The following is a 24,149-nucleotide window of genomic DNA, read 5'->3' as shown; positions in this document are numbered from 1 at the left end:
GCCGGTGCCGCGAAGGCACCGGCACCCGACGGGCCGAACCCGGCCGCCGCGCGGGACCGTCAGAGCCGGGACAGCTCGTCCACCAGGTCGTCCAGGCCCAGGGAGCCCTGGGACAGGGCCGCCATGTGCCAGGCCTTGGCGTCGAAGGCGTCACCGTGACGCTTCTTCGCGTTCTCGCGGCCCAGCAGCCAGGCACGCTCGCCGAGCTTGTACCCGATGGCCTGCCCGGGGATCGTGAGATAGCGGGTCAGCTCGCTCTCCACGAAGTCGGCCGGGCGGCTGCTGTGCGAGCCGAAGAACTCCTGCGCCAGCTCCGGGGTCCAGCGCTCGCCCGGGTGGAACGGCGAGTCGGCCGGGATCTCCAGCTCCAGATGCATGCCGATGTCGACGATGACCCGGGCGGCCCGCATCATCTGCGCGTCGAGGTAGCCGAGCCGCCGCTCCGCGTCCGCGAGGAAGCCCAGCTCGTCCATCAGCCGCTCCGCGTACAGCGCCCAGCCCTCGCAGTTGGCGCTGACCTGGCCGACGGTGGCCTGGTAGCGGGACAGGTCGTCGACGACGTACACCCACTGCGCGAGCTGGAGGTGATGGCCGGGCACCCCCTCGTGATACCAGGTCGAGACGAGGTCGTAGACGGGGAAGCGGGTCTGCCCCATCGTGGGCAGCCAGGTACGGCCCGGACGGGAGAAGTCCTGCGAGGGGGCGGTGTAGTAGGGGGCCGCGGCGCCGCCGGGCGGGGCGATGCGGGACTCCACCTTCCGTACCGGCTCGGCGAGTTCGAAGTGCGTGCCGTCCAGGGCTTCGATCGCCTCGTCCATCAGCTCCTGGAGCCACGTCCGGACTTCCTCGACGCCCTCGATGTGGCGGCCGTGCTCGTCGAGATGGGCGAGCGCGACCCAGGGAGTCGCGGCGCCGGGCAGGATCTTCTCGGCCTCGGTCCTCATCTCGGCGAGGAGGCGGTGGTACTCGGCCCAGCCGTACGCGTACGCCTCGCCGAGGTCGAGATCCGTACCGTTGAAGTAGCGAGCCAGGCGGGCGTACCGCTCATGGCCCACCGTGTTCGGCGCGCCCTCGATCGTGGGCGCGTACACCTCGCGCATCCAGTCCCGGAGGGCGACCAGGGCCTCCGTGGCGGCACGCGCCGCCGCGTCCAGCTCCTGGCGCGCGGAGTCGGGACCCGCCGAGACGAAGTCCTCGAACCAGCCACGCCCCTGCCCGTCCGTGTCCGACCACTCGGCGAGCTGCTCGATGAACGTCGCGGTCGGGCGCGGGCCCGCGTACAGCTTGCGGTCCAGCCCGAGCGCCAGGGATTCCCGGTAGCCCGCGAGCGCGGCCGGTACCGCGCGCAGCCGCTCGGCGACCGTGGCCCAGTCCTCGTCGGTCTCCGTCGGCGTCAGGGTGAAGACCTCCCGGACGCTGTGCGCCGCCGTGTGCAGATTGCCGACCGACCGCAGGCCCTCGCCCGCGTCGTGGACCGCGAGGGCGGCGGTGAGCCGCTCACGCAGCAGCCGGCCGCAACGGCGCTCGATGTCACGGTCCGCACCGGGCCGGCGCTCCGCCTCGTCCAGCCGTGCGAGCGTCACCCGCGCCAGCTCGGCGACGGCCTCCTGGCCGGCGGGCGAGGTGTCGGGCAGCCTGCCGTGACTTTCCTTCACACCGAGGTAGGTACCGAGAACCGGGTCGAGGGCGATGAGCTCGTCGACATAGGTGTCGGCGACCTCGCGGGGCAACGGGCTCTTCGTCTGTGACATGCGCACATCCTCATACGGGGACGGGCGCCGCGTCAGCCCGGTCAGCCGGGCTCTTCACCGCATCAGCCGGATTTCGCCGGGGCTGAGGCGCCCGGCGCGACGGGCGGCAGCAAGGGACCGCAGTCCCACTGCTGGAAGATCAACCGCGTCTCGACCCGCGCCACCTCACGCTGCGAGGTGAACTCGTCGAGCACCAGCCGCTGCAGATCCGCCATGTCCGCGACGGCGACATGGACGAGGTAGTCGTCGGGGCCGGTGAGGTGGAAGACCGTACGGGACTCCGGCAGCACCCTGATCCGGTCCACGAAGGGCCCCACCAGCTCCCGGCGGTGCGGACGAACCTGAACCGACAACAGCGCCTCGAGACCCCGGCCCAGCTTCGAGGGGTCCAGCCGCAGCTGATGGCCGAGAATCACCCCCGCCCGCCGGAGTCTGGTCACCCGGTCCAGGCAGGTCGAGGGCGCGACCCCGACCTGCGCCGCGAGATCGCGGTACGTCGTCCGTGCGTCGTTCTGCAAGAGCCGCAACAGATGAAGATCCACCGGATCGAGTACGACAGAATCGGCCATGGCGCGAACGTAACACGGGATGTGGAGCCCGAACCCCGCCCGGTGTTCAGGCTTCGGCCCATGGACTCCGTTGTGTACGACACCCACCGCGCGTACGACGCGCAGGACGACCTGAACGGCAACGGTCAGGCCTTCACCGCCCCCACGGCCCGGGCACTCGCCACAGAAGCCGTGCACGCCGGCCGGGAGGACCTGGCGGCGCTGGGACTGCACGCGGCCCCGATCGACCTGTCCACCACCTACCCCTCGTACGACAGCCGCGGGGAGGCCGCCCGGATCGACGCCTTCGCGGCCGACGGTGCCGAACCCGAGGGCCCGCCCGTCTACGCCCGCCTCGGGAATCCGACCGTCGCCCGCTTCGAGACCGCCCTCGCGCGCCTCGAAGGCACCGAGAGCGCGGTCGCCTTCGCGAGCGGCATGGCCGCGCTGAGCGCCGTCCTCCTCGTACGGAACGCGATGGGGCTGCGCCACGTCGTCGCCGTACGTCCCCTGTACGGCTGCAGTGACCACCTCCTCACGGCCGGGCTGCTCGGCAGCGAGGTCACCTGGGTCGACCCGGCCGGCATCGCCGACGCGCTGCGTCCGGACACCGGCCTCGTGATGGTCGAGTCCCCGGCCAACCCGACACTCGCCGAGCTCGACCTCCGGGCCGTGGCGCACTCCTGCGGTTCCGTGCCCCTCCTCGCCGACAACACCTTCGCCACACCCGTGCTGCAACGCCCCGCCGAACACGGCGCTCGCCTGATCCTGCACAGCGCCACCAAGTACCTGGGCGGACACGGGGACGTGATGGCCGGAGTGGTCGCGTGCGACGAGGGGTTCGCCCGGAAGCTGCGCCAGGTGCGGTTCGCGACGGGAGGCGTCCTGCATCCGCTGGCCGGCTATCTGCTGCTGCGCGGCCTGTCGACCCTGCCGGTCCGGGTGCGGGCCGCGTCCTCGAACGCCGCGGAACTCGCCCGTCGGCTCGCCGCCGATCCGCGCGTCGCCCGCGTCCACTATCCCCGCATCGGCGGCGCCATGATCGCCTTCGAGGTCCACGGCGACCCGCACGACGTCATCGCCGGAGTCCGGCTGATCACCCCCGCCGTGAGCCTCGGCAGCGTCGACAGCCTCATCCAGCACCCGGCCTCCATAAGCCACCGCATAGTCCCCACCGAGGACCGCCACGACGCGGGCGTCAGCGACCGCCTGCTGCGCCTCTCGGTGGGTCTGGAAGACGTGGACGACCTGTGGTCCGACCTGGACGGCGCGCTGGGGTTCACGAGCGGGCGCTGAGGAGCGGGGCGAGGAGCTGGGGTAAGGGGTCGGGGTAGGGGGCCGGGCCGGGGGAGAGGGCTCGGCGGAGCCTGCCGCCCGTTGACCTTCCCGGTGCCGGGTGAGCCACCGGACACCGTCCGGTCGGGGCGGCGGGCGCTGCGGCCGCGCCGACACCGGCGAGCAGCGCCGCGGCCGCGGACCGCCCTCCGACGAGTGGCGGAGGGCGCCGGTCACACCCCGAGGCCCGGCGAGCCACCGGATGCCCCGTTGCGGATGTCGCTCCGAAGGAGTGCCGCCCGCCGGGTGGAGGAGGGCCGCCCGCCGGGCGGCGGTGGAACGACTGACGGGCCGGGCATCGGCCCGGTGGGTCGGCCGCGGCCGGAGTGGGCGGGCCGGGGGCCCGAACGCTCGGGGCTAGTCGCGCCCGGCCCGCGTGCCGGTCCCCGGCTGCGCAGCTGCCTGGACCTGGTCGTACGGCAGCCGTGAGGTCACCGGTGCCGCCTCCAGTCGGGCGGTGATGACCAGGGTGCCCTCCTCGATCTGGTAGTCGAGCGGGAGGCCGAGGCTGCGCATGGCGGACACCATGCCGGTGTTGGACGCCTGCGTCACGGCGTACACGCTCTCGCACCGGGCCTCGACGGCCATCGCCACCAGACGGCCGATCAGTTCGCCGCCGACTCCGCGCCGCTGCCAGTCGTCCTCGACGAGCAGTGCCACCTCCGTCTCGTCGCCGTCCCAGAGGAGATGACCGAGCCCGACGATCCTGCCGGAGGCTGTCTGCACGGCCAGGGTGCGTCCGAAACTGGGGCTGAGCAGGTGGCTGAGGTAGCGGTCCGCGTCCCCGACGGGGCCGTGGTACCGCATGCTCAGCGTGCGCGGCGAGCAGCGCTCGTGCATCGCCTTGGCGGCCTCCAGGTCGGCGACGTCGGCACGCCGTACCGTGATCGCGTTGCCCTCGGGAAGCGTCAGCAGGTCCTGTCCGCGCGGAATGCGCGGACCGAGCCGCGCGTCCAGCTCGACCAGGGCCCGGGCCCGCGCGAACTCGGTCGGCGTGAACGGCAGATACGGCCGCTCCACCGTGATCACCCCGCCCTCAGGCGCCCGCAGCCGCATCACCGTGTCCTCGAGTGCACCCTCCACGGGAGCCCCCTCCGCCGCCCGGCCGGAGCCGGGGGACTTGGCGGGCAGCGAGCGGATCGTGCACCGGCCGAGCAACTGCCTTAGTGCGAGCGGCAGTTCGGACGCGTCGAGGGCCGTACGGGTGGCCAGGCCCAGCACTCGGGTCGGCGCGTCCACCAGATCGTGGGCGTCGGCCCGCTCGATCCAGGTCTCGGTGCCGCCCGCCTGAGCCACGTTCCGGGTGATCTCGGCGGTGGCCAGCTCCGTGGGGGCACGCAGCAGGAACTCGTCGACGGTCCCCTCAGCCAGCGGGTGCGTCTGGAGGCTCAGGATGTCGACCTGGTGCTGCGCGAGCGCCATGCACAGCGCGGCCAGCGAACCCGGGGCGTCCTTGACCGTCGTACGCATCCGCCACAGCACGGTCGTCTCCGCGACGGTCACCGGTGTGGAGGTGCCTTCCTCTTGCCCGGACGGCCCGGCCGCTCGCTCGTCCGCGAGCGGCGGGGCGCCGGTATCGCTTGTCGGCGGCGCGTGACCGTGGCGCCGTGCCCACCATGTGTGGAACCCGGCCGTGGCGGCCAGGATCACGGCGGACGTCACCAGCAGTGCGGGACCGTCCGGCCCGTGCCCGATCGTGTTGGCCACTCCGTCCGCGACCGCCACGGCCGTGAACAGCGCGGCGAGTTCGACGACGTCGCGCCGCCAGTGGTGGACGGGGCGTCCGTGCTTCGCGCGCGTCACATCAGTCATGTCTGGAGTCATACAGCCACTGTGAAGGAATGGTGTTGCGTGATCACGAACGGCTTGTGACTGATCGGTTAAGTGTCGTTCTGCACCATTTGCAGTTCTTTTTACGGGTCATTTGCTTCGAACGCGCGATCGGTCCACCCGCCCTGGTCAGCGCCGCGCGGCTCGAGTCGCCACGCCCGCGGGCATGGAGGCCCTACGTCAGGCGGCGGCCTCCTGCGTCAGCGCCGTCCGTAGCCGGCGGGCCTGCACCGCCACCTTGGACGAGCCGCGCCGCCCGGCGGCCCCGGCGAGGTGCGTGAGATCACCGCGCGCCCCGGACCGCTCGGCGCAGTCGGCGGCGACGGTCAGCAACTCGCCCAGCCCCCGTACGGGGCCACCGCTCGCCCCGTCCGCCGTGAGATCGGCGAGCAGGGCCGGCAACAGGTCGCGCAGTACCGACCAGACCGTGGCGTACGCACCCGTGGCCGCCGCCGTGCGTATCGACTCGGCCAGCCGGGACGGCTTCACCGCTCCCCGGCGCACCAGCTCCCCGACGTCCGCGCCGAGCCGCCCGGCGTCGAGCTGCCCCCGCGCGGCAAGGATCAACAGGGCGTCCACCGCGGCGAGCCGGTCCTCGGGATGCCGCGCTCCGAGTCCGTAAGCCAGGCACAGGTGCAGCGCTTCGCCCGCCGTGCCGTCGGCCTCCGCGAGGAGCGGCAGAATCGCGGCGTCCGCGCGGCTGTCGTCCACCGCGACCATGCTGATGTCGCGCAGCAGGCGCGCCGCCACCAGCTCCCGCCGTCCCGGTACGACCGCCTGCCAGTGCTGTCTCTCGGCAATGTCCCAGTGCCGGCAGTACCGGCGGTCCTTGAACACGGTGAAGGGGCGTCCCAGCAGCCGGAACTCCGAGGGGAACGAGCCCTGTATCTCTTCGAGTTCACCGAGTTCCAGCAGGATGCGGACGCCTGTCGTCCGTCGACGGCTCACGGGCAGCACCGGCGCTTCGGCGGCGAGCCACTGGGCCAGCCGGTACCCCTCGGGGCTGCCCAGTGCCCGGGCTCGCGCCGCCGCTGCCTCCGCCGCCGCACGGTCGTCCCGGCGTACCCGCAGGAGTGCCTGGGCGAAGTCGGCGGCTCCCGGACGGGCGTCGAGCCGCCGGTACTCGGTGAGGCGGGTCACCAGCTCGTCCGGTTCCAGGGATCCGGTGGCCCAGGTGGGCGTGGCCAGCAGGAACGGCATCGGCTCGGCGCGGAGCCGGTACGCCACCTCCCACAGGCGCGCGTCCACGGCGCGCGACAGGGCGCTGTGCTGGCAGTCCCCGTTCGTCGTGCCCTGCTGCACCGCCGCATGCAGCGTGTCCATGCCGACCTGCTCGAACAGGGCCGCCAGGACCACCTCGAGACCGTGCGGTGCCTCTCGGAAGCGCACGCTCACGGTCGAGTACCGCGGATCGAGATCCTTCCACCAGCAGCGCGCGACCACGGGCCCGAGGGCCTCCACCAGACCGGCCCGATCGCGGTGGGCGTGGCGGACCAGGCCGTCCAGGGTGCGTTCGAACGCGGCAACGCCACCATCGGAGGCCAGCAACGCGCTGACCTCCTCGGCCAGTTCGGCCGCCGAATCCGGTGCCACCGCCAGCCGTGCCGGTTCCGGAACGGGTGGCAGCACCTCCTCGTGGGCGGCCGAATCGAAGTCGAGGGCCTCGATGCCGAGGCTTCGCTGAGCCCGGATACGCAGCCCCGGGCTCAACTCGACCGCGAATCCGCCGAGTCGATTGCGTGTGTCTTCCGAGTCGCCCAGTGCGCTGACATGGCGCTCCACCAGCTTCAGCGCACGCTCCTGCACCTCCGTGTCCTCATGCCCGAAGGCCTCCGCCACCGCGGGCAGCAACACTTCGGCCGTGGACGGATCGCGTTTGAGGACCTTGCCGAGCAGGATGAGCTGAGCCCGTACCAGCTTCTTCTCCGTACGGAAGAGCACGCCCGAGGACATCTCGGCCAGCTGCCGGGGCGTCAACTCACCGTCCAGTGCGAGCGAGGCGAGCACCGACTGCGCGTGCCAGGCGACGGCCGGCACGGCCTCGCAGGCGAGCGCCGTCCAGTCGGCCGAGCGCTCGCGTTCCTCGTCACGAGTCGGGGCGAGGCACGACAACAGACGCAGGAACACCCGCTGGTCGGCGGGGGCACCGCCGCGCAGCAGCCGGGCCACACAGGCGTCCACCAGGACCGTGCGGTCCAGCGTGCCTTCCTCGGCCAGTTCGGCGAGGGCGTTGTACCAGCTGCCCGGCCCGTCGCCGAAGAGCCAGGCGATCTGCCCCGTGACGTCCAGTGACTCGAAGAGCGCGGCGATCATCCGGGGCAGGTGCGGCTCCTTGCGCAGTCGCTGCGCCACGGTGCCCCCGCTGTGCCACGAAGCACCGATGTGCTCGAACCAGCCCTGCACACAGGCATCGGTCGTCGGCACCTCGCAGCCGGACAGCCCCACCAGCCCCGACAGCAGGGCGAACGGGATCCGGGAAGTCGCCGGCCGAGCGGCGAGCCGGTGCGTCAGGTCGGCCAGCCAGTCGGACTCGCGGTCGCCCAGCACATGGAGGAGGACACCGGGGGAGGCCTGGGACCAGCGCATGTCGGCCGCGGCGATCCAGGTCGCCGCACCGGCGGCGCCGGTGTGGCAGGCGGCTCCCGCCGCGTGCAGCGCGGGATGGGCCACCCGGGATGCCGCGTTCCACGGTGCGGTCCGCAGTTCCTTGCGCAGTTCCTTCAAGTCGGGCAGACAAGCACGGCGTTCGCCGTCCGTCATGCCGTCCAGGAGACTCGCGGCCTCGACCGTGTGCCCCGCCCGTACCGCCTTCAACAGCGCTTCGCCGCTCATCACACATCGCCCCCGCCGACCGGAACTTCCATGAATTCTGCGCGTCGTCCCCCAGCCGGAGCCGGAGCCGGAGCCGGAGCCGGAGCCGGAGCCGGAGCCGGAGCCGGAGCCGGACCGGTCCCGTGTCCGGCCCGCGCGCCCCGCCGGACCATCCGCACCGCGAGGGCATGCTTGCAGGGCCCGCGTCCGCCCCGGTACTTCGCCCACCACAGGCAGGAGCAGCTCAGCGTTCCCGCGTCGTCGCGGACCCGGTGCACGTGCCCGTCGTCGGCGGTCACCGTGCCGACGGCACCGTCCAGGGCGACCGCCCCCGCGGCGACCAGGGAACGGGCCGATCGCAGCCGCGGATTGTGCCGCTCGACCCGGCCCGCGTCATAGGGCAGTTCGCGGTGGAAGTACGCCGCCTCCGCGGTGTCGTACCCCACGCGCCCCGAAGTGCCCAGCCGGACCAGGGCGGCCCTGACCCGCTCGGCCGGCAGACCGGAGGCGGCGGCCAGGTCACCCACGTCGACGCGCGGCTCCCAGGCCAGGAGCACCGCGATCAACTCCGCGTCCTCGGCGGCCTCGTCGGTGGACAGGGCGTCCAGTACGCCGCCCTCCCCGGAGAAGCCCCGGGAGGCGTCCGGCGACAGGGTGAGGGTGAGTCGCATGCCGGGCAGGACGGCTTCCCAGGCGCCGGCCGCGACGGCGTCGCCGGTGACCGGTGGGCCGTACACCCGCAGGGCCGTCGCATGGCGCAGCACCCGCTGAAGCGCGATCAGCCGCTCAGGGCCCGGCAGACACACGGCCCCCGGAACCGGTCGGGTCGTCGGACGCAGCCCGCGGCCCGCCGGCACCACCCACCGCGCACCGCCCGACGCTCCGCGCGTGGTGCCACGCGGGAGCGAGCGCAGGAACCGCACGGCCTCCGCCGCGGGCAGCTCGGCCCGTAGATCGAACCCCGCCGCTATCACCTGGGCCTCGGCGAATCCCCGCAGCCAGCGGTCGGGCAGCGGCACCTTCTTCTCCACCACCGGGCCGTCCAGCGTCGTCACGGCCATCTCGTCCGGGCCGACCCGAAGGTGCAGCGGATCGTCCGTGCCGATGCGTGAAAGGGCTTCGCGCAGCGGGTTGTTGACGTCGACATTGGTCGTCCCGTGACCGATCTCGCCGCCGTCGAGGCCCGCTGTCAGCACGTCGAGACGCGCGTACACCCCGCCGCAGCCGGAGAAGGACTCGAACCGCAGCCGGTCGCCGTTGCCCGTGACCACCGGGTCCAGCGAGGCGTGCAACTGCCGCTGGTAGTAGCGTGCCGCCGCGACGTCGGCCACCGCCAGAAGCCCGGCGGCCGCCACCTGAGGCGACCTCAGAAAGCCCGCGAAGAACCGCGGATGGTCCTCGATACCGCTGGGCGTCGCGCCCCGCGAGGTCTCAAGTCCCAGGCGCCGTCCGCCCGGCGCGGACTCCAGCGCGGAGGGTCGGGTGTAGGCCACGGCCTGCAAGGATCGCGTCATGGGAAAACCGTAGAGGCAACCACTGACAACCGGCTCTGACCTGCAAAGACTTGCTCTTCGGCCGACCTCGGCGGTGGGCACGCGATGCCGCGCACCGGGGGATCACTCCGGTGCGCGGCGCACGGTTCGAGGTACGGGAGCCGGAGGCGTGTCACGGCCGACCGGGTGCCGTGCGACAGCCGTCCGCCCTCCGCTCACGAGTCTTGCGCCTGCCGCCCCTGCCGCCTGCCGCCCTTCCGCGCCGACGCCGGCGGGTCCCGCTACTGCCCGACGCGCCCCGGCTGGAGCACCTGGGTGAACAGCACGGACCCGTCCTGTTCCCGGAGCCGGACCGTCAACTCGCCGCTGCCGCCGTCGATGTCGACCTCGCCGAAGAACTGGTAGCCGCCGGCGGGCGAGACGTTCGAGGAGACGGGCGCCTTCACGAACACCCGCTCCGGACCGAACGTGCTGTCCAGCGCGCTCGCCGGGAAGGCACCCGCGTTGAGCGGACCGGACACGAACTCCCAGAACGGCTCGAAGTCGGTGAACGCGGCCCGCGACGGCTGATAGTGCTGTGCCGAGGTGTGGTGCACATCGGCGGTGAGCCACACGGTGCCCGTGATCCTCCGGTGCTTGATGAACCGCAGCAGCTCGGCGATCTGCAGCTCACGTCCGAGCGGCACGCCCGGATCACCCTGCGCCACGGCCTCGATGTTCGGCTTGCCTTCGGTCGTGTCGGGCACGACGAGGCCGATCGGCATGTCGGCGGCGATGACCTTCCACACGGCACGCGAACGCGACAGCTCACGCTTCAGCCACTCCAGCTGTTCGGTGCCGAGGATGCCCTGCGGATCCGTGGTCTGGTCGTCCGGCGAGTTGGCGTTGCGGTAGGTGCGCATGTCGAGGACGAAGACGTCCAGGAGCGGCCCGTGCCGCACGACGCGGTGCACGCGGCCGTCCCGGTCGCCGGGCCGCAGGGTCGAGACGGGGAAGTACTCGCCGAACGCGCGCCGGGCCCGGGCGGCCAGTACGTCGACGCTCTTCTCGGTGTAGCGCGTGTCCGTGGCCGCGATCACCTCGCCCGGGTACCAGTTGTTGCGCACCTCGTGGTCGTCCCACTGGACGATGGAGGGCACCTGGGCGTTGAACCGCTTGAGGTTCTCATCGAGCAGGTTGTAGCGGAAGTTGCCGCGGAACTCCGACAGCGACTCGGCGACCTTGGACTTCTCCTCGGTCGTGACGTTCCGCCATGTGCTGCCGTCGGGGAGCGCGGCGGTCGCGGCGATCGGACCGTCCGCGTAGATGTTGTCGCCGCTGCACAGGAAGAAGTCCGGGTCGAGCCGGGCCATCGCGTCGTAGATGCGATAGCCGCCGATGTCCGGGTTGATGCCCCAGCCCTGCCCCGCCAGGTCACCCGACCACAGGAAGCGCACGCCTCCGCGCCGCCCGTGCGGGGTCGTGCGGAATGTCCCGCCCGCCGGCTCTCCGGTGCGCCGAGGGTCGTCCGGGTCGGCGAGCAGGACGCGGTAGTGGATCTGTTCCCCGGAGGGCAGTCCGCGCAGCCGGGTGGTCCCCGTGAAGTCCGTGTCCGTGCCGAGCAGCGGGCCGTGCCATCTGCGCGGGTTGCGGAACGCCTCGGTCGCCGAGGTCTCGACGATCATCCGGGCCGGGCGGTCGGACCGGACCCAGACCAGACCGGAGTCGGCGGTCACGTCGCCGGCCTGGACGCCCCAGCCCGCCTTCGGCCGGCCGGACAGGGCGAACGCGGGTGCCGAGCCGAGCGCGGCGGGCAGAGCCAGTGCCCCCGACACGGCGAGGGAGCCGCGCAGCACGCTGCGGCGGCCTGGGAGGGAGCTGGGCGGACGGTGCGACATGAATGCGCCTCCGGGGACGGATTCGGCCAGTGTGCAGTGCCACAACTACTGGTGCGCCGCAGCGCACACGGAAACCGTAGGTGAACAACTGACCCTGGAAGACGGGGAATTACCGACGAACCTGAGATCTGGCGGGTGGACGCGGAGACCGGCCGCGGTTCGGGCCCGCGGCGGACCGGGTGAGAGACGCCGGTGGCGGCCGGCCCGGGCGCTGACGGCGTCCGGGGGAAAACCGCCTCCGGGGCTCCTCAGGCGGCAGGAACAGGGGCCTCCCACAGGACACTCCGGACTGCCCGGTGTCGCCGGGTGCCGGGCCCGAGGAGCCGCCATGGCTTCCCTCAGGTCGGCCGGGCCCCCTCATCGGCCCCCTCGCCCCGTACGGCGTCCGCCATCAGCCGTACCCCGTCGCGTATCCGCGCGGGCGACAGATGCGCGTACCCCAACACCAGCCGTACGCCGTCCACGGCCGTCTCTCCGTAGTGTGCCGTGAGCCGGACCACCGCTCCGGCCGCCGCGGTCCGTTCCAGGAAGCGGTCCTGCGGCCCGTACCGGGCGGGCAGTGTGGCGACGACGTGCAGGCCCGCCGCGATCCCGGACACCTCCGCGCCGGGAAAGTGCTCCTCCAGGGCCGCCGCCAGGGCATCACGTCGTTCCCGGTAGGCACGCTGGCAGCGGCGCAACTGCCGGTCGTAGTCGCCCCGTTCCACGAAACGGGCCAGGAGCGCCTGGTCGAGGACGGGGTTGCCGAGGTCCATGGTGCGTTTGCGCTCGACGACCTCCTCGACGTGGGCCGCGGGGACGAGCAGCCAGCCGAGCCGCAGCCCCGGGGCGAGCGATTTGCTGACCGAGCCCGTGTACGCGACATGCTCGGGGTCGAGTCCCTGCAGGGCGCCCACCGGGGCACGGTCGTAGCGGAATTCGCCGTCGTAGTCGTCCTCGACGACCAGCCCGTCCACGGATCGGGCCCAGTCGAGGAGTTCCGTGCGGCGCCGCGCCGAGTACGCGATGCCCGTGGGGAACTGGTGGGCGGGCGTCGTCACCACGGCGCGCACGCCGGAGGCCTCGAGCGGAGCGATGGCGAGGCCTTCGCCGTCCAGGGGCAGCGGTACGGTGGCGACGCCGGCCGAGGCGAACAGGGAGCCGTGTTCCGGACTGCCCGGATTCTCGACACCCACGCCGGTCGTCCCGCGCGCGTGGAGCACGAATCCGAGCAGCGTCATCGCCTGCGCGACCCCGGAGACCACGATGACGCGTTCCGGGTCCGCGACCACGCCCCGGCGGCGGACGAGCAGTTCCGCGAGGGCGGTCCGCAGCCTCGGCAGACCCCGCGGATCCGGGTAGCCCAGTGCCTGGTGGGGCAGTTCGGCCAGTACTCCGCGGTGCGCCGCGGCCCACGCGGCGCGCGGGAAGAGGGACAGGTCGGGGGTTCCCGCGACGAAGTCCGCCCGCACCCCGGCCGGCCGCGGCGCGTGGTCACGCGCGCGTGGACCCACCGCACGGACCGCGCCGCCGACCCAGGTACCGGCACCGCGGTCGCTGCGCAGATACCCTTCCGCCGTCAACTGCTCGTACGCCTCCGTGACCAGTCCCCGCGACACGCCGAGATCACCGGCCAGCTCACGGCTGGACGGCAGCCGGGTGCCGGGGGCGAGCCGCCCGGAACGGACCGCCTCGCGCAGCGCGGCCTGCAGTGTGCGGCCACGCGCGCGTGCCGGAGCGGCCGCGGCCGGCAGGAGCAGCTCCCAGGCGGCCGACCAGGGTGCAGCGCCGGGACGAGCGTGGTTCGGCGGCCCGTCGCGATTGGTCCCCGATGACGTCATGGAAGTGGACCTTAAACCGGACCACGTCCCTTCATAGCGTCACGGTCATGAACGCCACCGCCCTTCGGGGCGCCCTGCTCGCCGCCCTCGCCTGTGTCCTCGTCGGAGGTTCCTTCACCGCCAACAGCGTCCTCGGCCACTACCCGTACGCGGGCGGCCAGTTCCTGCGCTACGGCCTCGCCTGTGTCCTTCTGCTGCCCCTGGTCGGCCGGGGCGGTGCCGCCCCGCTGCGGCGGCTGACGGCCCGCCGGTGGGGGCGCCTCGCGCTGCTCGCCTCCGTCGGCATGGTCGGCTTCAACCTCGCGGTGATCGCCGCCGAGCGCACGGCCGAACCGGCGGTCCCGGGTGTCTTCGTGGGCTGCGCCCCGGTCCTCGTGGCGGTTCTCGTGCCTCTCCAGGAAGGCCGTCGGCCACAACGCCGCGTCCTGTACGGGGCGTCGCTCGTCGCCCTGGGCGCCTTCGCCGTTCAGGGGTGGGGCCGCACGGACGGGACCGGGATCGCGTACTCCGTGGGCGCGCTGGCGGGGGAGGTCGGCTTCGCCGTGCTGGCCGTGCCCGTCCTGCGCCCCCTCGGGCCACGGCTGCTGTCGGCCACCGTGTGCGGGATCGCCGCCGCCGAGTCGGCGGTGGCAGGGGTGATCACCGACCGAGGAGCGTGGCTGCGCGTACCGGACGCCACCGAGGCGACGGCACTGTTGTGGCAGGCGGCGGTCGTCACGGTCGTCGGCTTCGTCTGCTGGTACATGGGCATGCAGCGCATCGGCGCGGAGCGCGCCACCCTCTTCTCCGGCCTCATCCCCGTGGCCGCCGCCTGTACCGCGCCGCTCGTGGGCACCGGCGCCTACGGGGTCCCTCAGGCTGCGGGAAGTGCCCTCGTGGGTGCCGGAGTCGCCCTCGGATCAGGCGCGTTGAGTCTCGTCCTGGGGCGTGGCGCACGGGCTGTGTCCGAGGGGGACGGTGGTCGGGACTCAACGGCTGCCGCCGAGGACGTCGGGCGGCGCGGCGCACGCGCGGGCCTCGCCGGGGCGGCGCGCCGCCGCTCAGCTGCTGCCGTCCAGGATGACGCGGGCCACGAGCGCCGGGTCGTCGTTCATCGGGACGTGGCCGCAGCCGGGCAATCGCACCAGCCGGGCCCGCGGAATGACCTGCTTGGCCCGGATGCCCTGGCGGCGCACCAGCAGCCGGTCACGGGTGCCCCAGGCCACGGTGACGGGAAGCGTCGGGATGTCGTCCGTGAACTGGACGGTCGTGCCCGCCCGGAGGGTCTCGGTGAAACCCTCGGCGTGGGCCAGCGCGAGCGTCTCGGCGACGACGGCGTCCGGTGAACGGCGGCCGGGCCGGGCGTAGATGGTGCTGGTCAGCACCGTCCGCCCGGCCGCCGATCGGGAGAGCCGTTCGACGACCGGCAGCGGCATGCGCCGGGCGGCCTGTCGCATGGCGAGCAGCACCCCGAAGGCGTAGCGCCGTTCCACCGGTGACCAGAAACCGGCGGGCGACAGCGCGGTGACGGACCGTACGAGCTTCTCGCGGCCCAGTTCCAGGGCCAGCAGCCCGCCGAGCGAGTTGCCGGCGACATGCGGCCGCTCGATCTCCAGCGCCTCGCACAGCCCGTGGAGCACGGGTACCACGGTCGCCAGGTCGTGGGTGAGCCCCTCGGGCAGCGCCGGGGACGCGCCGAATCCGGGGAGGTCGACGGCGATGACGTCGCGCTCGGCCGCGAGGATGGGAATGACCGGGTCCCAGGCCTGCCGGTGGTGGCCGATCCCGTGCAGCAGGAGCAGCGGTTCACCGGTACCCACGCGCGCGTAGGACAGGCTGACCGTCCTCGGGCCGCGCGAGGAGGGAAGGCTGACGGAGACCGTGTCGGACATGGGACTGCTCCTCGTGTGGGACGCCGTGACGAACCATCTTGTAGACAGCTTGTCAGCAATTACTACCGACGGGTAGCCCCGGGTCGCCATGAACCGTACGACGGGGAGCCGGGCAACCGGGACCCGGATGCTCGTGTCCCCGCCGCTGTCCTGCAGGTTCCGCGCCGGCGCACTCCTCGCTCCTCGCGTCCGGCGCTAGCGCGCCCTGCGTACCTCCAGGTTGAAGTCCGGGTGCCCGACACCCTGGAACAGGCCCAGCCACAGGGGCAGATACATCTCCACCGCCCGTGCCGTCCGGATGCCCCCGAGGTCGAGAACGCGGTGCGCGGGCCAGCCGAACTCGCCCAGCAGCGCCGTCACCTGTTCCTTGGCGATCGCGTCGTCGCCGGATACGAAGATCTGGTGCTCGCCCGGCACTCTGGCGGGGTCCACCATCACCAGGCAGTTGACGGTGTTGAGGCTCTTGACCACGCGCGCCCGCGGGAACGCGCGCTGGATCTGCTCGCCCACACTGTCCGACTCGACGGGATCGAGCCGCAGCTCGCCCTCCTCGAACTCCATGGGGTTGGAGACGTCGAGCAGCACCTTGCCGTCCAGGTGTTCCTCGCCGGCCGCCCGCAGCACCGCGAGCGCCACCCGCCCGCCCACGGCGTTCACGATCACCTCGCCGAACGCCGCGGCCTCCGCGAACGTGCCGTGCGACGCTCTTGGACCCGAGTTGCCGGCCCACTCGACCGCCGCCGTGTTGTCCTTCGTGCGCGAACCCAGAGTCACCTCGTGACCCAGCTCGACCAGCTTCCCGGCCAGCGTGCGCCCGACGTCACCCGTGCCCAGAACCGCGTACCGCATCGTCGTTCCTCCCGTGTCGACCGCGCGGGCCACCGGCGGCCCGCGGTCATTGTGCTCCGGGGGCGGCGGTTTCGCCTGGACACGGAGGAATGTGTCGGGTGGGATGGTGCGGTGGCCACCGACACCGCGACCGACGTCTTCGAAGAGCATCGCCCCGTACTGATGGGCGTGGCGTACCGCATGCTCGGCCGGGTGGCCGACGCGGAGGACGTCGTCCAGGAGGCGTGGCTGCGCTGGTCGGCCGACGACCGGTCGGACGTAAGGGAACCGCGCGGCTATCTGGTCCGGGTCACCACCCGGCTCGCCATCGACCGGCTGCGCCAGGTCCAGTCGCGTCATGAGGCGTACGTCGGGCCGTGGCTCCCGGAGCCGTACGTCACCGACTTCGGCGACAGCGTCCCGGACAGCGCCGAACGAGCGGTCCTCGCCGACTCCGTCTCCCTCGCCGTTCTCGTCGTCCTGGAGTCCCTGTCGCCGCTGGAGCGCGCGGTGTTCGTCCTGAGGGAGGCGTTCGGCTATCCGTACGCAGACATCGCCGCAGTCCTCGACCGGGGCGAACCGGCGGTGCGTCAGCTCGCCGGGCGGGCGCGCAAGCATGTAGGGGAACGGCGGCCGCGCTACGAGGTCGACCCCGCCGAACGCCGCGACCTCACCGAGCGGTTCCTCGCCGCGGCGGGCGAGGGCGATCTGGAGGGACTCATGTCCTTGCTGGCGCCGGACGCGCGCCTGATCGGCGACAGCGGAGGTCTGGCCCAGGCGCCCCTGCGGATCCTCGACTCCGCCGACAAGGTCGGCCGCTTCGTCATCGGCGTCACCAGGAAGGGCGTACCCGGCCTGTCGTTCCGCTTCCTCGAGGTCAACGGCGGTTTCGCCGTGGTCGCGCTGTCCGACGGGAAGCCGGACAGCGTCATCCAGCTGGACGTCGCGGACGGCCGCATCCAGTGTGTGTACATCGTGCGCAACCCGGAGAAGCTGGTGGCCCTTTCCGCCGACTAGCCCCGCTCGTCGCGCCTCCCGAAGGGCTCCGCCGGAGTCACGGAAACACCGCGAAAGCCCCCGTCTCACAGACGGGGGCTTTCGGCGTTGTGACGTGAACATCGCCCAGCGAGAACACCCCGTGAACGCTCCGCGGCCGGGCCCCTGTGCAAACCGTATGGGATCGAGGATTGGTCTTGACCAAGGGTGGAGGCGGCCCTATGGTCGCAGGGATAGTGCAGGAACCTTTAATAAACAAGGGCGTTAAAACGCCGCCGGGCCACGGCGATTGCGGAGGACAGGGTGGGGACCACGCAGTTGGAATCGGTGCCGGAACCTAAGTACTGGCATCTCAAGACCGTGCTCAGCGAGGCGCTGGACTCCGAGTTCACCGTGGGCGAGATCCTGCCCAACGAACGTGATCTGGCGGCCCGTTTCGGTGTCGCCCGGGCCACCCTGCGCCAGGCGCTCGAACAGCTCGAACTGGAAGGCCGCCTGCAGCGCCGTCGCGGTGTGGGCACCACCGTCGCCCCACCGCGCGTCGGTGTGGCCGTGGGAACCGAACAGCAGGTGTGGCCCGGGGCGGTCGGGGACGCCTGGCACGCCGCGGACTGCACCCTGGCGGCACCGCCCGCGTCCGTGGCCGCGGTCCTGGAGACAGCCGCCGGCGAGGAGGTGCACGCCGTGCGCCGTTCCCGGGTGACACACGGTCAGCCCGTCGCCGCCGAGCTCCTCTACATCCCGGCGTCCTCGGTACCGGACCTGTCGGCGATCGACGCGCCCTCGGGTGCCGCACGCGCGCGTGCCGTCCTGCGGGAGCTCCAGCGGCTGGAACTGGAGGGCCAGGACAGCGCCGTCGAGCTCGGTTCGGCCCGCGCGGACGACGCCAAGGAGCTCGACCGCCTTCCCGGGGCGCCCGTTCTCGTCGTCACGACCCGCTTCTTCACCGAGGGACGTACCGCCGCGGTGTCCGTGGCCACGTACCGCGCGGACACCTGCCGGCTCACGTTCGGCGACTCCGGCGGTGTGGAGATCCACCACGACCCCGAGCGTCGCGCTTCCTGAGCCGTCCCGCCCGGACCGCCGCGCTCTTCGAGCCGAGCCCCGGATCACACCCGCCGCGCCCCGGAAACACTCCGGGGCGCGCCGCTTCTCCGCCATGGCCGTGCCGGCACAGCCATGCCCGCCAGGGCCGTTCCGTCGACGTCTCAGCGGCGCGCCGTCACGGTCCCCTCCACCGCGAACAGCTGCTCCTCCACATGGTCGAGGGCCAGCCGCAGCGCCCCGGTCGCCACCGCCGCCTCGCCCAGCAGGGAGAGGGCCACCTTGGGCGGACGCAGACAGTAGCGCGCCAACTCCCGCCGCAGCGGCTCCAGTACGCCGTCCAGACCGGCCGCCCAGCCGCCGATGACGACCAGCTCCGGGTCGAGCGCGAGGACCAGGGCCGCCACGTCGTGCACCAGCCGCTGGATGAAACGGTCGACCGCCGCACGCGCCCGCTGGTCGCCGCCCTTGGCCAGCGCGAACACCTTGGCGACCGCCTGCTCGTCGAGCGGGTGCAACGGCTCGTCCGTGGTCGACAGCAGCGTCTCGGGGGTGACGTCACGGCCCAGCAGGTGCAGCGCGCCGATCTCACCGGCCGCCCCTCCGTACCCCCGGTGCAGCCGCCCGCCGATCAGCGAGCCGGCGCCCGGACTGAGGCCCGCCAGGACGAACACGACGTCGTCGGACTCGGTCGCCGCACCCTTCCAGTGCTCGGCGACCGCCGCCGCGTTGGCGTCGTTCTCCACGAGCACCGGGCACTTGAAGGAACGGCTCAGCCGCTCACCCAGGGGCAGACCCGTCCACTCCGGCAGCGCCGTGCCCAGGCGCACCGTGCCGTCCGCCTCCACGATGCCAGGGCTTCCCACCCCCACCGCCCGCAGGGAGCTGCGCGCGACACCGGCCCTGCGCAGCAGTTCGGCGACCGCCACCCGCAGCCGTTCCAGCCGCTCGTCGGCGGACGCCGTCTCGTCCACGTCCTTGGCCATCGCGCCGATCACGCGCCCGTCCAGGTCGGCGAGAAGCGCCGCGACACGGTGCGGGCCGATCTCCAGGCCCAGCAGATGCCCCGCCTCGGCCCGGAACCGGAACCTGCGCGCCGGACGCCCCTGGCGCCGTGTGGCGCCCTCCTCGGCCGCCTTCTCGACGACGAGCCCGTTCTCGATCAGCCCCTCGACGACGCCCTCGACCGTCGGCCGCGACAATCCGGTCACCCGGGTGATCTCGGTGAGGGTCGCGCAGTCCGTCGCACGCAAGGCGTGCAGCACCACCGCGGAATTGATCCGTCGCAGCAGAGAGGGGTCCCCGCCGGTCAACTGCCCCAACGTCCGTCCTCCCAGCTCGTACGCGTGTTGGCCGGATCGTACTCGGCGCGGGGGGCACCGGCGAGGGCCGGGGACCCTTTGCCCTCGACGGGGCGTCGCCGGGTCGGTCCCCCGGGCGCCGTCAGCCCGGCGCCACGAACCCCGACTCGTAGGCCGCGATCACCGCCTGAGTACGGTCCCGGGCCCCCAGCTTCGCCAGTACGGCGCTGACGTGCGACTTGACCGTCTCCGTCCCGACCACCAGCCGCGCGGCGATCTCGGCGTTCGACATCCCCCGGGCCATCAGCCGCAGCACGTCCGCCTCGCGCTCGGTCAGTGCTGCCCGCTCCAAGGCCGCCCGCGCCGCCGGATTCCCGCCACTGTCCCCGTACTCGGCCGCCAACTGCCGTACGGAGGCGGGAAACAGCAGGGACTCGCCCTCGGCGACCAGCCGCACCGCGTGCACGATCTCGGCCGGCCGAGCCCGTTTCAGCAGGAAACCGTCGGCACCCGCGCGCAGCGCCTCATAGACGTATTCGTCGTTCTCGAACGTCGTGACCACGAGGATCTTCGGCGGATCGGTGACGGTCCGCAGCACCGCGCGTGTGGCCTCGATGCCGTCCATCAGGGGCATCCGGACATCCATGGCGACGACGTCCGGCCGCAGCTGCCGGACCAGCGGGATCACCGCGGCACCGTCGGCGGCCTCACCGACGACCTCGATGTCGGGCTGAGCCTCCAGAACGGCGCGCAGCCCCGCGCGGACGAGGGGTTCGTCGTCGACGAGGAGAACACTGACGGCCATCCGGCCAGCCTAGATCAGCGCAACGGCAGCTCCGCGTGCACCTGCCAGTCACCCTCGTGCGGGCCCGTCCGCGCGCGGCCGCCGAGCAGCGAGGCCCGCTCCCGTATGCCGCGCAGGCCGCTGCCCCGTCCGGGCCCCGTGATACCGGCCGGCAGCGGATTGCGGACCTCCAGGGCCAGCGTGCCGTCACCGACCTCGATGCGGACCCGTACCGGGACGCTCCCGGCGTGCCGCAGCACATTGGTGAGCGACTCCTGGAGGATGCGGTAACCCTCCCTGGACACCGGACCGGGCACGGTCTCCAAGGGGCCCGCCACCTCGGCGTCCACCTTGGCTCCCGACGTGCGCGCCGACTCCAGCAGCCGGTCGGCGTCGGTCAGCGTCGGACGGCCGCTCGCGGGACGCTCCGTCTCGCGCAGCACACCGAGCACCCGCTCCAGGTCCTCCAGCGCGGCCCGGCCGGTGTCCTCGATGGCGACCAGGGCGCGCTCGGTGAACGCAGGGTCGGCGGCCGCCCGCGCTGCACCGGCCTGCACCACCGCGACCGTGAGCGCGTGGCCGATGGAATCGTGGAGCTCACGGGCGATGCGATTGCGCTCCAGGAGCTGCTCGGTGTGCTCCTCCAGGGCGGCGAGCCGCTCGCTGGGGGAGGGACCGAGGAGCCGGCGCGCGAGTGCCGTGATCAGTTCACCGAGGCCGACCACCCCGCCGTACAGGGCGAGCAGGGGCAGCGGGACCAGCAGCGCGCAGCTCCAGTGCGGGTCAAGGAGCATCACCACGGGGTCGTCGGCCGGCCGGTACCCGGTGGCCGCCCGGCCGAGGTCGATGACGAACAGGGGCATCCAGACGGTGACCCCGCAGGCCACCCATCCCAGCAGGATGCGCGCCTCCAGCCAGAGCACGGTCCGCCACCGGTCCCGCCAGGTGACCGAAGGAGCGACCGAGAACACCTGGTCCTCGCCTCTTCGCTCATCCGGGGCCAGCATGATCCGCGCCTGCACACCCTCGCCCCGCCGCACGGCCGGGATCAGCCCCAGCGGAACCACCAGCACCGCGGGCATCCACGGCTTCGTCATGTCGATGAACAGCCACACGCTGGTGAACAGCATCGGCACCCACAGGTGCAGCAAACGCGTGTAAGTCGTCCCCCACAGCAGCGGGCGCAGAAAGCGGGCCATCGCGTCATCGTGCCAGCCGGCACTGACAACGGACCTCCCCCGGGCGGGGGAGAGGATCACCACCGGCGGGGGAGGCGGGGAGCGGTCGGTGACGGCCACGCTGGGCCCATGACCAGCATCGACGTCCACGACCTGACCAAGGAGTACGGCGGCAAGCGCGCCGTGGACCACCTGACCTTCAGCGTTCTCCCGGGTCGCGTCACCGGATTCCTCGGCCCCAACGGAGCCGGAAAGTCCACCACCATGCGCCTCGTGCTGGGCCTGGACCGGCCCACGTCCGGCACCGCCACGGTCGGAGGCCGCGCCTACGCCTGCCTCGACGAGCCGCTCCGGGAGGTGGGCGCCCTGCTCGACGCCGGGGCCGCGCACGGCTCGCGGACCGCCCGGGACCATCTGCGGGCCCTCGCCGCCACCAACCGCATCCCCGAACGCCGGGTGGACCAGGTCCTGGAGGAAGCGGGGCTCGCCTCGGTGGCCCGGCGCCGGGTGAAGACGTACTCCCTGGGCATGCGGCAGCGTCTGGGCATCGCGGCCGCGCTCCTCGGCGACCCGGCCGTAGTGCTTCTCGACGAACCGTCGAACGGGCTCGACCCGGAAGGGATCATCTGGATCCGGGAACTGCTGCGCCGGCTGGCCCGCGAGGGGCGCACCGTCCTCGTCTCCAGCCATCTCATGAACGAGACGGCGTCCTTCGCCGACCAGCTCGTGGTCCTCGGCCGCGGCCGGCTCCTCGCCGACATGCCCATGCGCGAGTTCATCCACGCACGCGTGCAGCCCCGCGTCCGGGTACGCAGCACGGACGGCGACGCGTTGGGGAGTCTGCTCGCGCGGCACGGAGTCGAGGCCGTCGAGGGAGAGGACGGCCGCTGGACCGCCCTCGACGCGCGGATGGAGGACATCGGGCGGCTCACCTCGGCCGCCGGCCTTCCGATCCTCGAACTCGCCTCGGAGGAGGGCACGTTGGAACAGGCCTATCTGGATCTGACGGCCGCCGAGACCGAGTTCACCGCCACCCCGACGCAGCCCCAGGAGGCCTGACCATGTCCTTCGCACCCGCACTCCGCTCGGAATGGATCAAGATCCGAACGCTGCGCTCGCTGCTCTGGGGCCTGCTCGCCGTCCTCGCGGCCACAGTGGCGTTCTCGGCACTCGCCGGACTCGACGACTCCGGCGAGGCGGACTTCGACCCGCTCTTCTCGGCCTTCTTCGGTGTCAGTTTCGGTCAGATCGCGGCCATCACCTTCGGAGCGCAGGCGGTCTCGGCCGAATACCAGGGCGGCGCCCTCCGCGTCTCGCTGGCGGCGGTTCCCCGCCGGGGGCGCTGGTTCCTGGCGAAGACGGTGGCGATCGGTGTTCCGGCGCTGATCATCGGCCTGGTCACCGGAGTGGCCAGCCTAGTCGTGGGGACGACCCTGCCCGGTTCCAGAGCGGACGGGCTGACCTGGACGGAAGAACTCCGCGGAGTCGTCGGCTGCGCGATCTACCTGACCCTGATGGCCCTGTTCGCGGCGGGCCTGGCAGCCGTGTCGCGCAGCGGAGTCGCCACGTTGAGCATCCTGATCCCCTTCCTCCTGATCGTGTCCTTCGTCGTCGGGGGAGCGTCGGGGAGCGTCGCGGACTTCCTGCCGGACAAGGCGGGGCAGACGGTTCTGCACGAAACGTCGGACGGTGCCCTGGGCCCCTGGAGCGGGCTCGCCGTGACCGCGCTGTGGACCGCCGCGGCACTCGGTGCGGGCGCGTGGAGCGTCCGGCGCCGGGACGCCTGACCTCAACGGCCTCCTGACGCCTCACCAATTGTCAGTGGCGGCCGCTTTACTGGACGGCATGACCATCGCGCAGCACCTCGCCACGATCGACCGGCTGTGCTCCGAGGACTTTCCCCCGGAGCCCGGCCGGTCGGATGCCGGCACCGGTGGACCCGGCTACCACATAGCCGAGTTGGTGACGAGCGAGGACTTCTGGGAGGCCGACGGCGCGGTGCGTGAGGAGACGGAGGAGCAGTTCGAGGCCGACCGGGACGGTCTCTCGGAGCTGCTCACCCGCCGCTGGGGTCGTCCGGACGTCATGAGTCTGTCGACGATCTTCGACCGGACGACGGACGGCGAGGAGATACCCGAGCCGTGGGGGCTCCTGAGTTCGCACGTGCCCGACGTGCACCTCTGGAAGCCGGAGGGGCAGGACCGCTGGGTCGCCCTCGGTATCTCGCAGTGGGACAGCGAACTGCCGTTTCAGCTGCTGGCCGTGGTCACGGAGGTCGACCCACCGTGACTCAGGGAGTCAACGCCGCCGCCCGCAGGCGGCCGTACTCCTCGGCCATCGTCGCCGCCGTCCAATGTGCGTTGAGCCCGCTGGGGTTGGGCAGGACCCACACCCGGCTCGACCCGATCGTCCGCTCCTGAGGGCCGATGCGGGCCGTGCGGTCGTCGAAGGCCGCACGGTACGCGGTCACCCCCACCACCGCCAGCCACCTCGGGCGCAGCCGCTCGACCTTCTCGGCGAGCAGCCGTCCGCCCTCGCGGTACTCCTCGGCGCTCAGCTCGTCGGCCCGCGCGGTCGCCCGCGCCACCACGTTGGTGATCCCGAGTCCGTAGGAGAGCAACTCGTCCTGCTCGGACGGCTTCATGAGCCGCGGGGTGAATCCTGACAGGTGCAGCACCGGCC

19 protein-coding genes and 1 pseudogene are annotated in these 24,149 nt (G+C 72.5%); 7 read left to right on the top strand and 13 right to left on the bottom strand.

What is annotated here, in order from left to right; all coding sequences use genetic code 11:
* Positions 1 to 59: 59 nt before the first annotated feature.
* Together ACFWBT_RS28010 and ACFWBT_RS28005 are read right to left on the bottom strand one after the other, a co-directional pair.
* Positions 60 to 1,751, bottom strand: a complete 1,692-nt coding sequence (locus tag ACFWBT_RS28010; RefSeq protein ID WP_385705333.1) for a DUF885 domain-containing protein — start codon at positions 1,749 to 1,751, stop codon at positions 60 to 62.
* Between the two features lie 62 nt (positions 1,752 to 1,813).
* A complete protein-coding gene (locus ACFWBT_RS28005; protein WP_385705331.1) occupies positions 1,814 to 2,320 on the bottom strand; it encodes an Lrp/AsnC family transcriptional regulator in 507 nt (168 codons plus the stop codon).
* 60 nt (positions 2,321 to 2,380) lie between these two features.
* On the opposite strand from ACFWBT_RS28005, the gene ACFWBT_RS28000 reads away from it, so the two are divergent.
* Positions 2,381 to 3,595, top strand: coding sequence for a trans-sulfuration enzyme family protein (locus tag ACFWBT_RS28000; protein WP_385705329.1), 1,215 nt, complete (start codon positions 2,381 to 2,383; stop codon positions 3,593 to 3,595).
* A gap of 396 nt (positions 3,596 to 3,991) precedes the next feature.
* Here the strand turns inward: ACFWBT_RS28000 and ACFWBT_RS27995 are convergent, their stop codons facing one another.
* The 5 genes from ACFWBT_RS27995 to ACFWBT_RS27975 form a co-directional block, all read right to left on the bottom strand.
* Positions 3,992 to 5,446, bottom strand: coding sequence for a GNAT family N-acetyltransferase (locus ACFWBT_RS27995; RefSeq protein WP_385705327.1), 1,455 nt, complete (start codon positions 5,444 to 5,446; stop codon positions 3,992 to 3,994).
* Positions 5,447 to 5,644: 198 nt separating this feature from the next.
* The gene (locus ACFWBT_RS27990) at positions 5,645 to 8,296 is read right to left on the bottom strand and encodes a DUF6493 family protein (RefSeq protein ID WP_385705326.1); all 2,652 of its coding nucleotides are present in this window, start codon (positions 8,294 to 8,296) and stop codon (positions 5,645 to 5,647) included.
* Entirely contained in the window at positions 8,296 to 9,789 is a 1,494-nt protein-coding gene (locus ACFWBT_RS27985) for an SWIM zinc finger family protein (RefSeq protein ID WP_385705324.1), read from the bottom strand. Before ACFWBT_RS27985 ends, ACFWBT_RS27990 begins: the two co-directional genes overlap by 1 nt.
* A gap of 260 nt (positions 9,790 to 10,049) precedes the next feature.
* Positions 10,050 to 11,645, bottom strand: a complete 1,596-nt coding sequence (locus tag ACFWBT_RS27980; protein ID WP_385705322.1) for an alkaline phosphatase D family protein — start codon at positions 11,643 to 11,645, stop codon at positions 10,050 to 10,052.
* Between the two features lie 338 nt (positions 11,646 to 11,983).
* Complete coding sequence (locus ACFWBT_RS27975; protein ID WP_385705320.1) at positions 11,984 to 13,465, bottom strand: PLP-dependent aminotransferase family protein; 1,482 nt, start codon at positions 13,463 to 13,465, stop codon at positions 11,984 to 11,986.
* Here ACFWBT_RS27975 and ACFWBT_RS27970 point away from each other — a divergent pair.
* Positions 13,456 to 14,301 (top strand): annotated as a pseudogene (locus tag ACFWBT_RS27970) (DMT family transporter); the annotation flags it as partial. The gene ACFWBT_RS27975 and the pseudogene ACFWBT_RS27970 overlap by 10 nt on opposite strands.
* A gap of 204 nt (positions 14,302 to 14,505) precedes the next feature.
* Here ACFWBT_RS27970 and ACFWBT_RS27965 read toward each other — a convergent pair.
* Together ACFWBT_RS27965 and ACFWBT_RS27960 are read right to left on the bottom strand one after the other, a co-directional pair.
* Complete coding sequence (locus ACFWBT_RS27965; protein WP_385705318.1) at positions 14,506 to 15,336, bottom strand: alpha/beta fold hydrolase; 831 nt, start codon at positions 15,334 to 15,336, stop codon at positions 14,506 to 14,508.
* Positions 15,337 to 15,531: 195 nt separating this feature from the next.
* A complete protein-coding gene (locus tag ACFWBT_RS27960; RefSeq protein WP_385705316.1) occupies positions 15,532 to 16,185 on the bottom strand; it encodes an NADPH-dependent F420 reductase in 654 nt (217 codons plus the stop codon).
* A 111-nt stretch (positions 16,186 to 16,296) separates the two neighbouring features.
* Between ACFWBT_RS27960 and ACFWBT_RS27955 the strand changes: the two genes are divergently transcribed.
* Together ACFWBT_RS27955 and ACFWBT_RS27950 are read left to right on the top strand one after the other, a co-directional pair.
* The gene (locus tag ACFWBT_RS27955; RefSeq protein ID WP_385705314.1) at positions 16,297 to 17,181 is read left to right on the top strand and encodes an RNA polymerase sigma-70 factor; all 885 of its coding nucleotides are present in this window, start codon (positions 16,297 to 16,299) and stop codon (positions 17,179 to 17,181) included.
* Between the two features lie 282 nt (positions 17,182 to 17,463).
* Positions 17,464 to 18,225: a GntR family transcriptional regulator gene (locus tag ACFWBT_RS27950; protein ID WP_385705312.1), complete on the top strand. Its 762-nt coding sequence runs from the start codon at positions 17,464 to 17,466 to the stop codon at positions 18,223 to 18,225.
* A 143-nt stretch (positions 18,226 to 18,368) separates the two neighbouring features.
* Here the strand turns inward: ACFWBT_RS27950 and ACFWBT_RS27945 are convergent, their stop codons facing one another.
* The 3 genes from ACFWBT_RS27945 to ACFWBT_RS27935 all read right to left on the bottom strand — a co-directional run bounded on the left by ACFWBT_RS27945 (position 18,369) and on the right by ACFWBT_RS27935 (position 21,488).
* The gene (locus ACFWBT_RS27945; RefSeq protein ID WP_385705310.1) at positions 18,369 to 19,526 is read right to left on the bottom strand and encodes an ROK family transcriptional regulator; all 1,158 of its coding nucleotides are present in this window, start codon (positions 19,524 to 19,526) and stop codon (positions 18,369 to 18,371) included.
* A 121-nt stretch (positions 19,527 to 19,647) separates the two neighbouring features.
* On the bottom strand, positions 19,648 to 20,310 hold the full coding sequence (locus tag ACFWBT_RS27940; protein WP_385705308.1) for a response regulator: 663 nt from the start codon (positions 20,308 to 20,310) through the stop codon (positions 19,648 to 19,650).
* A 14-nt stretch (positions 20,311 to 20,324) separates the two neighbouring features.
* Positions 20,325 to 21,488, bottom strand: a complete 1,164-nt coding sequence (locus ACFWBT_RS27935) for a sensor histidine kinase (protein WP_385705306.1) — start codon at positions 21,486 to 21,488, stop codon at positions 20,325 to 20,327.
* Positions 21,489 to 21,596: 108 nt separating this feature from the next.
* Between ACFWBT_RS27935 and ACFWBT_RS27930 the strand changes: the two genes are divergently transcribed.
* The 3 genes from ACFWBT_RS27930 to ACFWBT_RS27920 are packed head-to-tail and all read left to right on the top strand — an operon-like array spanning position 21,597 to position 23,756.
* Positions 21,597 to 22,526 carry an ATP-binding cassette domain-containing protein gene (locus tag ACFWBT_RS27930; RefSeq protein ID WP_385705305.1) on the top strand — a complete coding sequence of 310 codons (930 nt, stop codon included), beginning with the start codon at positions 21,597 to 21,599 and terminating at the stop codon, positions 22,524 to 22,526.
* A gap of 2 nt (positions 22,527 to 22,528) precedes the next feature.
* Positions 22,529 to 23,254 carry an ABC transporter permease subunit gene (locus ACFWBT_RS27925; RefSeq protein WP_385705304.1) on the top strand — a complete coding sequence of 242 codons (726 nt, stop codon included), beginning with the start codon at positions 22,529 to 22,531 and terminating at the stop codon, positions 23,252 to 23,254.
* 58 nt (positions 23,255 to 23,312) lie between these two features.
* Entirely contained in the window at positions 23,313 to 23,756 is a 444-nt protein-coding gene (locus tag ACFWBT_RS27920) for a hypothetical protein (RefSeq protein ID WP_385705302.1), read from the top strand.
* 1 nt (position 23,757) lies between these two features.
* Here ACFWBT_RS27920 and ACFWBT_RS27915 read toward each other — a convergent pair.
* On the bottom strand, positions 23,758 to 24,149 hold a 392-nt coding region (locus ACFWBT_RS27915; RefSeq protein ID WP_385705300.1), incomplete at its 5' end, for a mismatch-specific DNA-glycosylase.

The organism is Streptomyces sp. NPDC060027 (assembly GCF_042737005.1).
Taxonomy (GTDB): Bacteria; Actinomycetota; Actinomycetes; order Streptomycetales; family Streptomycetaceae; genus Streptomyces.
Note: the sequence above shows the minus strand (reverse complement) of the source record. Positions and strands in the feature narration are given on the sequence as shown.

Excerpts from the sequence above, each read along its gene's own strand:
- ACFWBT_RS28010 (WP_385705333.1), bottom strand. The coding sequence starts at position 1,751 with ATGTCACAGACGAAGAGCCCGTTGCCCCGCGAGGTCGCCGACACCTAT.
- ACFWBT_RS28005 (WP_385705331.1), bottom strand. The coding sequence starts at position 2,320 with ATGGCCGATTCTGTCGTACTCGATCCGGTGGATCTTCATCTGTTGCGG.
- ACFWBT_RS28000 (WP_385705329.1), top strand. The coding sequence starts at position 2,381 with ATGGACTCCGTTGTGTACGACACCCACCGCGCGTACGACGCGCAGGAC.
- ACFWBT_RS27995 (WP_385705327.1), bottom strand. The coding sequence starts at position 5,446 with ATGACTGATGTGACGCGCGCGAAGCACGGACGCCCCGTCCACCACTGG.
- ACFWBT_RS27990 (WP_385705326.1), bottom strand. The coding sequence starts at position 8,296 with ATGAGCGGCGAAGCGCTGTTGAAGGCGGTACGGGCGGGGCACACGGTC.
- ACFWBT_RS27985 (WP_385705324.1), bottom strand. The coding sequence starts at position 9,789 with ATGACGCGATCCTTGCAGGCCGTGGCCTACACCCGACCCTCCGCGCTG.
- ACFWBT_RS27980 (WP_385705322.1), bottom strand. The coding sequence starts at position 11,645 with ATGTCGCACCGTCCGCCCAGCTCCCTCCCAGGCCGCCGCAGCGTGCTG.
- ACFWBT_RS27975 (WP_385705320.1), bottom strand. The coding sequence starts at position 13,465 with ATGACGTCATCGGGGACCAATCGCGACGGGCCGCCGAACCACGCTCGT.
- ACFWBT_RS27965 (WP_385705318.1), bottom strand. The coding sequence starts at position 15,336 with ATGTCCGACACGGTCTCCGTCAGCCTTCCCTCCTCGCGCGGCCCGAGG.
- ACFWBT_RS27960 (WP_385705316.1), bottom strand. The coding sequence starts at position 16,185 with ATGCGGTACGCGGTTCTGGGCACGGGTGACGTCGGGCGCACGCTGGCC.
- ACFWBT_RS27940 (WP_385705308.1), bottom strand. The coding sequence starts at position 20,310 with ATGGCCGTCAGTGTTCTCCTCGTCGACGACGAACCCCTCGTCCGCGCG.
- ACFWBT_RS27935 (WP_385705306.1), bottom strand. The coding sequence starts at position 21,488 with ATGGCCCGCTTTCTGCGCCCGCTGCTGTGGGGGACGACTTACACGCGT.
- ACFWBT_RS27930 (WP_385705305.1), top strand. The coding sequence starts at position 21,597 with ATGACCAGCATCGACGTCCACGACCTGACCAAGGAGTACGGCGGCAAG.
- ACFWBT_RS27925 (WP_385705304.1), top strand. The coding sequence starts at position 22,529 with ATGTCCTTCGCACCCGCACTCCGCTCGGAATGGATCAAGATCCGAACG.
- ACFWBT_RS27920 (WP_385705302.1), top strand. The coding sequence starts at position 23,313 with ATGACCATCGCGCAGCACCTCGCCACGATCGACCGGCTGTGCTCCGAG.